Source organism: Acaryochloris sp. IP29b_bin.148, from assembly GCF_028285565.1.
Taxonomy (GTDB): Bacteria; Cyanobacteriota; Cyanobacteriia; order Thermosynechococcales; family Thermosynechococcaceae; genus Acaryochloris.
In genome coordinates, this window is record NZ_JANQOY010000178.1 from 1 (window position 1) to 9,801 (window position 9,801).

Sequence of the window (9,801 nt, forward strand, 5' to 3'; positions counted from 1 at the left end):
TTGAGTCATGGTGTATTCTCTCTGTACGTTTGCTTGTCCAGAAGGATACGCCTTTTTTTATCTACGGCCTCATACACCAGAAATACTTATAACTCACAAGCGGGATTGATAAGGATTGGGCGAGAGCGCTATGACTGAACTCTTTCAACAAGCTATTACCAAGGTTTCCAAATTATCTGACGAACAACAGAATGCGATTTCAGTCGAACAGCAGGATGAGATCGCAACCTTGATTATGGAAGAACTTGAAGATGAAGCAAAATAGGATGCTGCTTTTGCAAGTTCCCAGACTCTACTCGCGGATTTAGCAGCTGAGGCAATGGCTGAAGATAATGCCAATCAAACTCAAGCTCTTAATCCTGAAATTCCGTGAATTCGCAAGACATTTGAAAAGTCATAGGCATATAGCTTTTGTAAATAGGACGAAACATGCCGATTTAGCTGAGGCAGATAGGACGTGATTTTGCTGATCCTCACAAGTTCCTCATGGTTCCGAACTACACTGCACCTAAAGAAATTGCAGAATTCGTTTTTTGCCTGCAGTTATTCCCGAGCCCCCCATGACTGACTGTCCTTGCTGTTCCCGTAAATTGCTACGACAAATCCGGTCTGATCAAGTGAGCTGGTTCTGTCCTCACTGCTGGATAGAAGTCCCATCCGTAAAGCCAGATCTGTTCCTAACTCAAGCGAAATATCCCAGGCAACAAACGGTTCATCATGCCTTGGTTTTTCCTGGCACCCATCTGCATCGTTCTCAGCAATTGAGTTTTACCAGCTAAATTGATCTGCTATTTTGGCTTCACCCTGTTGGGAGTAGCATTATATTCTGACAGAAGAATATAAGAGTTGGGTGTGATGCCCCTTTAACTAGGTCAAATAGGTGTGCCAACGCTGAAGCACCTCTGGTGAACCGTACCATTGGTAGTGCGTGTTCTTGGGCGTTGCTTGGGTTGGATGGGGAGAATGCCAAACCTGTTCAAAAATTAGATTAGTTGCCCCGGATAAATGCGCGGACTGGATAGGTGTCACTCCATCTCCCCAACATTCCCCCTCACCACAGGTGACTTTGTAACTGCTATAGGTAAACCATTGACCTAATCGCCAACTGCGTTGGCCATACAAGGCTTTCCCAGCAATACAGATGTAGTTGACATCAGGATGAAAGGCACCGGGATAGTTGTCATTGACAAAATTGAGGTTGCGCTGGGTCCAAGTTTCTTGACTGGTGTGGGGAGTGCCCAAACTAATGAGTGTTTTGACTTGAGGTTGAGCGTGCCAAACCTGACCACAATAGGGTTGAGATCCTATATAAATTCGAGAAATCCATCCCCCAGCTGAGTGGCCAATAAGATTGACTTGCGGAGCTTGAGTCCGTTGGAGAACCGTTTTAATGGTTTGGTCCAGTTGCTCCAAAATAGGGGTTACAGGTCGCCCGCCAAGGGTAATGAACCAATCTTTGCGCTTTAGGGGAACAACAACAGTCTCTATTCCCAGTTGAATTAGCTGGTTTTGGAGGTTGAAATAGTCTTTAGCAGGTGCAAGATATCCTGGCAAAATTACGGTGGGGAGCATTTATAAGCGCTTTCTGCGAGGGGTTTGCAGCCACATCGTTATGCCAGTGCCAGCTAGCATCAGCACGGCAAAGGTATTGATAAACGGATAGATGATTTCTAATCTCAGAGGCCCGAAGTTCCCTTTATGAATCTCCACTAGCCAAAGGAAGTCAGCCCTTGTCCCCATGAGGATGGTTACGTGATAGAGGGAACCAGACAGTGACGTGAGAACGAGGGGAAGCACCCATAGTGGGGCAATTCGATAATGCAATCGTCGTATTTGGGCTTTATTGATAGCCATTGGGGTTAGTGATCATTACTACGCCCTATATTGTGACATTCTCTGTTCCTCAGTTGGTTTATGCTGCGTCTGGCTGCGATCTATGGGTACCCTTAACGCGTGGATAATTCTCAGCGCTGAAGACCATAAGGTTGAAAGCGAACAGAAGATCTACTTCTTGGCATTAGACCGAAAACTTAAGGTGGATTGTTAGAGTTTGCTGTTGGTTAGGCAACACTAAGTAATGACGAGAACAAAGAGACTTCGCTCAAACAGGAATGTGTCCGTTTTTGTATCCCTCTGAAAAGGCCAATACATGATTCAACACGCAGGACGGTCTAGCCAAGAACAACTTGTGGGACTTCAAACCCTGATTGAGCAATTGCTTGATCAAGAACAGGTTGAGTCGTTGGTGGATTGTGCATTGCAATTTCTGCGGGCCGAGCTAGATTATCCACTGCTATGGATTGCTATGTATGATGCCGATCAATCTGAGCTGTCTGGCTTAGGAGGGGGCGTGCCTTATGCAGAGTCTAGTGCGTTTGGTCAGCGATATCCTGTTCTTCCCGGTGATCTGTTCGATCAGGTGTTATTAACTAGACAACCGATTGAAGTGATGAATCTGCAGGAAGAAAGCCGCGTTGGTAAATGGCAGAAGATTGCTCAACGTTATCAGATTCAAGGGGCGGTTCTCTATCCGCTTCAATATCGCCAAGATGCTTTGGGTGTGTTGTTATTGGGATCGGCTCATTGGGGAAGAAACCCACGGGTTGAAGAAAATAGTCAATTATCTATCCTGACGAAATCCTTAGGAGCAGCATTCCATCATCTTAATCAAGAGGCAATACCGCCAGATCCTTCCCCTGCTCAGCCTTTAAACGCCATCCTCAACCAGATCAGTTCGCTTACAGATTGGGAAGACCGCCTGAATGTGGTGTTGCAATCTACTCAGCAAATGATTGGGGCCACCTTTACAGGGCTGTATTGGTTTGATCTAGAAGAAAATAGTTGTCGTTTGAAATCATGCTATCAGCCAGGCCAAGGGAATCGCTTGGGCCGAGTGCGTCCCATAAGAGCTGAAGTTCAATTGACGGAGATCGAGGCGTTTTGCCAAGCGTTGTCGCTGGGCCAGATTGTCTCAGTCAGTGAGAGCCAAGGAATGGTGAATACCAAAGCTCCGCTTCGGTTGATGCAACAAACTAAATCTCGTTCCTTGCTGTGTGCACCCGTTATGGGTGACGGGCAGTTGCTTGGCTTTTTATCTGCTGAAGGCATAGAACCTCGGGTCTGGCAGGAACAGGAGAAGCAGTTTATCCAAGCGGCTGCTCAATTAGTGAGTTTGGCAGTGGTGTCTCCAGTCGGGGAGCGACCCGTCCAAGTGTCCTCACAAACTCACACGTTGATGGGGCAGTTTACCCAATTGATGTTGGAGTCTAACGATTGGCCAAAAACGCTTAAACAGTTAACAGAGCATCTGTGCCGACATTTGCAAACCCAACGATTGATGCTTTTACAGCAGGATGAGGGCACAGGTGAGTTCAGGGTTGAATACCAATACCACAGCCCTAAACTCCGACCTTTGCTGGGCGCGTTACATCCATTAAGTGATGTCGATCAACGAATGTTGGAGCGAAATATTGGTGCGATCGCACTTTCGGATCTAGAAGAAGATCTGAGATTTTTAGCCTGGCGAGAATCGCTGATGAGTCAGGGGGTACGGTCTTTAGTAGTATGCCGCACAACCGCCAGCAGTAAGTCATCCCACACCATTCTCGTATTGGGTAGCCATCGAACCCGAACCTGGCAACCCAACGAACTGGAGTTATTACAGCAGTTTGCACAAACACTCGGCACCTTTGAGCAAAAACAACGAGACTATTTGTTGCAACAACATCAGTTAAAGCTATATTCTCTGGCGCAAAAGGGTTTACAAACCCTCCTCGAAATCGATGATCCGACCCAACTGATGGCGACAGGGGTAGAACTGATCACGGATATATTTAATGCCCCCCTCGTTGCAGGTGTGTTGTGGGTGCCTGGGCAGGATCAAGGTCGAATCGTTGCTTATCAAGCAGCACCACCCGAATTTTCTATAACAGACAGTTCACCTATCCCTATCCGCCAAGATCCTCTATTAAAGCAACTGTTTACTTCAACAGAGGATCCTTCCCAGCCGCCTAAAACGTTGATTAAGGCTGCTGCCAGATCTCTGGCTCCAGAAACTCGTCTCTGGTTGAATAGCCCTGGGTTAGACAAGGTGATCGTTCTAGCTGTGCAATCCCCAGACGCCCCTACTCCCTTAGGTGCAATGATCTTGGGGACAGCAACTGATGATGTCTACAAAACTTTTGATTTAAGGTTGATCCAGACCCTGGTGCAAGCCTTGGCCAGTCGCTACCGTGCCCTGCGTGAAACGCATTTACTCCATCGAAAATGGATCAACTTGGAATGTTTGAATTGGTACAAACAGCGGTCTTTAGAATTTGAATCGAAACAGCTACAGACTGCTTTACAAAAGATTTATGCTTTGGCACTCGCCCCATCTACACAGCAGCATTTAGATCCTTTGAAACAAAGGGTAGACGATCTCAACTCACTCTTGATTACTGAAGGCTGGCAGCTTAATCTCGACGCTGACACTACACCTTTAGCCAGTATTTTACGACGTTCCATGGAACGCATTGAGCCCATCATTGAGGCTAGACAACTATGGACCCAAGTGCATAATCTCACGACCAATACGACGTTAACTGGAACCAGTCAAAAACTAGAGCTTGTTCTCTATGAATTGCTGTTAGCTGCTTGTCAGCGCTCTAAGCTGGGCGATCGCATAGACATCTGGTGTCGATTGATCAATGCCAAGTGGGTTGAGTTATCCATCACTGATCAGGGACAGCTGCATCCCCAATTTATCCAAGATTTCCAAAGCGTAAAGTCCCGAGATCTGCTGGCCCCAAGCCTATTAGATAAAACACCCGGTAGATACCTAAGAGTTTGCCACGCTTTAATTGAACATTTAGGGGGGCGAATAGAACTCGCTCACCTTGAGGATGGACGTATATTAAGTCGTCTGACGTTACCTCTGCAAACCAGTAGTGGACCGAAGCGCTAAGCAACTTCAGAGGGTTCTGGTTGTCTCTGGGGGCGGAACTGGAAGAGGGAATAGACCACATTACGACGAATCGCAGTCATCATATCCAAAAACACTTCATACCCTTCACTCTTGTACTCAATCAACGGATCTTGCTGACCATATCCTCTGAGCCCAACTGCCTCCCGTAGAGCATCCATTTGTTGCAGGTGCTCTCGCCAGAGCATATCAATTTGCTGCAGGATAAAGAACCGTTCGGCCTGGCGCATCAGCGTTGGCTCCATCTCATTCACTTCTGACTCTTTTTGGTCATAGGCAATACGAACCTGCTCCCGCAAGAACATCTTCATCTCCGGCATTGAGAGATCATCAATATGGCTGGCTTTTAAGTCTTCCAGCAAATAAACGAATTCCTTTGTCTTATCGACTAACTGCTCCAAATTCCATTCTTCTGGGGGCAGTTCAGGATTGACATAGGCTTCCACAATGTCATCCATGGTTTGTTCCGCATACTCAATGACGCGCTCTTTGAGATCTTCACCTTCCAAGACCCGTCGGCGTTCAGCATATATCGCCCGTCGTTGATTATTCATCACCTCGTCATATTCAAACACCTGCTTCCGAATATCGTAATAGTAGGTTTCCACCTTCTTTTGGGCATTTTCTAGACTGCTCGTTAAGATCCGAGACTCAATGGGCATATCCTCTTCTACTCGGAAAGCATTCATCAATCCGGCAACGCGATCGCCACCGAAGATACGAAGGAGATTATCCTGCAAACTCAAGAAAAATCGGGTTGAACCGGGGTCACCCTGGCGACCTGCTCGACCTCGCAACTGGTTATCGATGCGGCGAGAATCATGTCTCTCCGTACCAATCACATGGAGGCCGCCTCTTTCGACAACCTTGTCATGCTCTTTGCTCGTGAAGGCTTCATACTCTTCCAGAATCAGGTTGTAAACTTCCCGTAGTTTTTGAATAACCGGATCATCTGTGGGTGCCTTTTCAGAAGCAACCGCAATCAGCTCTTCCGCCTGTAATTCTGGTAAACTCTGCTCACCATATTGTTTAACAGCCGCATTTACAGCCTCTTTTAATAAGGATTCGGCATCTTTAGAAATAGTGGTTGGAAAAATCTCTGGCGAAACCTTCCAAGTTTTTCTTTGCATGCCTTTTTGTTGACCGTCTCCACCAAAACCCTGACTGCCAGACTCGGGTAGCTTTATCTGCATCATGGATAACGGATTATCATCTTCAGGCTGGACAATCCGAGGCATTAAATATTCCCGAACCTTAAGGCGTGCCATATATTCAGCATTACCGCCCAAGATAATATCTGTTCCCCGACCTGCCATATTCGTGGCAATCGTCACCCGGCCCTCACGTCCAGCCTGAGCCACAATCTCCGATTCCCGCTCCACATTCTCCGGCTTGGCGTTCAGGAGGTTATGAGGAATATTGCGCTCCAGTAGCAGTTTAGATAAGACCTCAGACTTCTCAACACTGGTGGTTCCCACCAAGATGGGACGCCCCACCTCGTACATCTCAGCACATTCATTGGCGACTGCTAACCACTTTGCTTCTTCACTCTTGTAGACCACATCAGAGATATCTTGCCGTTGATTAGAGCGATTAGTGGGGACAATCGTCACTTCTAATTTATAAATCTTTTCGAATTCAGCTTCTTCTGTCTTGGCCGTTCCCGTCATCCCTGCCAACTTGTCATAGAGCAAGAATAGATTTTGATAAGTAATCGTGGCTAAAGTTTGCGTCTCATTCTGAATTTCGACTTTTTCCTTCGCCTCAATCGCTTGGTGGAGACCATCGCTCCATCGCCGTCCTGGCATCACCCGACCTGTAAATTCATCGACAATGACAATCTCATCATTACGAACGATGTAATTCACGTCATTGATAAAAAGCTCCTTAGCCTTAATGGCATTGAACACATAGTGCGCCCAAGGATCTTCAGGATCAAATAGATCACTAACGCCTAAGATTTGCTCCGCTTCAACAAAGCCTTCATCCGTCAAAATAACGTTGCGCGCCTTTTCGTCCACTTCGTAATGCTCTTCAGGTTGCAACGCATTGGCAACTTTAGAGGCATCCAAATACTTTTCTGTGGGTCGCTCAACTTGACCCGAGATAATTAGAGGAGTCCGTGCTTCATCAACCAGAACAGAATCCACTTCGTCAATCACACAATAGTGAAGCGGGCGTTGAACGACTTCCTCAATCGAAGTCGACATATTATCTCGCAGATAGTCAAACCCAATTTCACTGTTGGTTCCATAGGTAATATCGCAAGCGTAATTTTTCTTGCGTTCAATCGGAGACATAGACTGTTGAATCAGACCCACGCTAAGCCCCAAGAACCTGTGAACCTGCCCCATCCACTCAGCATCACGCCGAGCCAAATAGTCATTCACTGTAATAACGTGAACCCCTCTGCCCGTTAGGGCATTAAGGTATGCCGGTAACGTTGAGACTAACGTTTTACCTTCACCCGTCTTCATCTCGGCAATCTGGCCATCATGCAGAATCATGCCGCCTAGAAGTTGGACATCAAAGTGGCGCATACCGAGAACTCGCTTGGACGCTTCCCGGACAACGGCAAAGGTTTCCGGCAATAGATCGTCTAAGGTCTCACCATTCTTCAGACGTTCCTTGAATTCATCTGTTTTGGCTTTTAATTCCTGATCTGAGAGAACTTCTACCTCTTCTTCAAGAAGATTAATCTCAACCACATCAGGTTGATACTTTTTGAGCTTTCGCTTATTCGGGTCGCCCAATAATATTTTAAGCATGATTCTAGATAGTAGAGTTCAATCCAATCAGAAATGTAAATTGTGTCTTATCAACCCGTTGGACTTCAGCCAACAGTCCAGCAAAATAGCTGAGACAGGTAAGTACTATATTCGCTTAGCTTGTTTAAGTATTATCAGTCCTGACTCTCATAAATTAGCCTTCATAAAGGAAGGAATGCTAGCTCAACTTACAGACTAGTGCCAATTTAGGAGTAGGTCGTTGAGCTATTGACCAAATTCCAGGCGAGCTAGCTCGACCAATTCTACAGTGACTACATCCAAATTTGACTCCCTAGCAATTGCCTCAATCTTCTGTCGAGCTTGGGATCTCGCAAAAAATGGAATGTTTTTGAGTTTAGCTTCTGCAGTTGAAGTCCATTGGAGTAGATCGGTCAAGTCAGACTCGCGCATTGTCTGCATTACCTCATGGGAGCATATCTAAACTCTATTTTAAATCCTAAACAACTTTCAATGTTGGATAAGCACATTTTCTATGCAAAATAGGTTGATAGTCATACCTAATAAGAAAGCTCCTACTAATTTGAGTAGGAGCTTTCCTGCTGATAAACACTCAGCTAAAGCGAGTCATTAAAGCCGTCAAAAACAACTTAATCAACTGCTGTCGCATCAATGTCAGGTAAAGACAATGTGTATTCTGTCTTTCGCTCAATTCCCTTCTCAAAACCAGCGGCAGCAGCTCGGGCGCGGCCGGAGTGCCAGATATGGCCAACAAAGAAGAAGAAAGCAAGGCAGAAGTGAGACGTTGACAACCAAGAACGAGGAGAAACGTAGTTCACCGAGTTGATTTCAGTTGCCACACCACCTACAGAGTTCAATGCACCCAAAGGAGCATGAGTCATATACTCAGCCGCACGGCGAGCTTGCCAAGGCTGAATATCATTTCTGAGCTTGTTGAGATCCAAACCATTGGGTCCACGGAGGGGCTCCAACCAAGGTCCACGGAAATCCCAGAAACGCATGGTCTCTCCACCAAAGATGATCTCACCAGAAGGAGAGCGCATCAAATACTTACCCAGGCCGGTAGGACCTTGGGCGGAAGCGATGTTTGCACCCAACCTTTGGTCACGGATTAAGAAGGTCATTGCCTGCGCCTGAGAAGCCTCAGCAGCAGTAGGACCATAGAATTCACTGGGATAAACAGTATTGTTAAACCAGATGTAGCCAACAGCAATCATGCCACACATATATAGGGCACCCAAGCTGTAAGAAAGATAGGCTTCACCAGACCAAACATAGGCCCGACGAACCCAACCCCAGGGCTTAACAAGGATATGGAAAACACCACCGAAGATGTAGTGAACACCGACGAGAAGGTGACCACCCACAACGTCTTCTAGGTTGTTGACGCTAACAATCCAACCACCTTCTCCCCAAGGAGAACGAGTGATGTAACCGAGGAAAGTACCAAAGTTCCAAGTTGGATTAGTAATTAGGCGAACATCTCCGCCACCCGGTGCCCAAGGATCATAGAGACCACCAAAGAACATCGCTTTTGCAGCAAAGGCAAGAGCACCAATTCCCAGGAAAATCAAGTGGATCCCCAGGATCTGCATCATTTTCTCTTTGTCTTCCCAGTCATATCCCCAGTAATCAGAGAAGTCCTCAAACTTAGCAGGACCTCTAAAAGTATGGTAAAGACCACCAAAGCCAAGAACAGCAGAAGCAATAAGGTGAATTGCACCAATCACAAAGTAGGGATAGGTGCTAATGACCTCTCCACCCGGTCCTACACCAAATCCTTCAGCAGCCAAGTGAGCTAGCAGAATGCTGCCTTGCTCATACATGGGCTTTTCAGGGATAAAGTGAGAAACCTCAAACAAGGTCATGGCACCGGCCCAAAAAGTCATCATGCCGGCATGAGCAATATGAGCTCCTGTCAGCTGACCCGATAGGTCAGTGAGGCGTGCATTTCCAGCCCACCAGCCGTAGCCAGTTGTTGCGCGGTCATATCCTGCCGCAGACGGATTAAAGGGCGTTTCCACGTGGTAGAACCTCCTCAGGGAAGATGAAGTTTTCATGGATTTGGTCTTGGGGTGCCATCCAAGCACG

7 protein-coding genes and 1 pseudogene are annotated in these 9,801 nt (G+C 46.7%); 2 read left to right on the plus strand and 6 right to left on the minus strand.

From position 1 onward, the window contains the following. The first annotated feature begins 130 nt into the window (after positions 1–130). The gene (locus tag Q0986_RS16645) at positions 131–265 is read left to right on the plus strand and encodes a hypothetical protein (RefSeq protein WP_299412944.1); all 135 of its coding nucleotides are present in this window, start codon (positions 131–133) and stop codon (positions 263–265) included. A 602-nt stretch (positions 266–867) separates the two neighbouring features. On the opposite strand, the gene Q0986_RS16650 is transcribed toward Q0986_RS16645, so the two are convergent. Next, positions 868–1,572, minus strand: a complete 705-nt coding sequence (locus Q0986_RS16650) for an alpha/beta hydrolase (RefSeq protein WP_299412948.1) — start codon at positions 1,570–1,572, stop codon at positions 868–870. Further along, positions 1,573–1,854, minus strand: a complete 282-nt coding sequence (locus Q0986_RS16655; protein ID WP_299412951.1) for a PepSY domain-containing protein — start codon at positions 1,852–1,854, stop codon at positions 1,573–1,575. It lies immediately after the preceding gene. A 295-nt stretch (positions 1,855–2,149) separates the two neighbouring features. Here Q0986_RS16655 and Q0986_RS16660 point away from each other — a divergent pair, with 295 nt between their 5' ends. Next, positions 2,150–4,945, plus strand: coding sequence for a GAF domain-containing protein (locus tag Q0986_RS16660; protein ID WP_299412954.1), 2,796 nt, complete (start codon positions 2,150–2,152; stop codon positions 4,943–4,945). Here Q0986_RS16660 and secA read toward each other — a convergent pair. The 4 genes and pseudogenes from secA to Q0986_RS23020 all read right to left on the minus strand — a co-directional run. Then, positions 4,942–7,731 carry a preprotein translocase subunit SecA gene (secA, locus tag Q0986_RS16665; protein WP_299412957.1) on the minus strand — a complete coding sequence of 930 codons (2,790 nt, stop codon included), beginning with the start codon at positions 7,729–7,731 and terminating at the stop codon, positions 4,942–4,944. The two genes, Q0986_RS16660 and secA, sit on opposite strands and share 4 nt — an antisense overlap. Positions 7,732–7,956: 225 nt before the next feature. After that, positions 7,957–8,142, minus strand: coding sequence for a PCP reductase family protein (locus Q0986_RS16670; RefSeq protein ID WP_010477213.1), 186 nt, complete (start codon positions 8,140–8,142; stop codon positions 7,957–7,959). A 197-nt stretch (positions 8,143–8,339) separates the two neighbouring features. Beyond that, entirely contained in the window at positions 8,340–9,734 is a 1,395-nt protein-coding gene (gene psbC / locus Q0986_RS16675) for a photosystem II reaction center protein CP43 (RefSeq protein WP_299412963.1), read from the minus strand. Further along, positions 9,718–9,801, minus strand: a pseudogene (locus Q0986_RS23020) (photosystem II protein D2); the annotation flags it as partial. The gene psbC and the pseudogene Q0986_RS23020, both read right to left, overlap by 17 nt.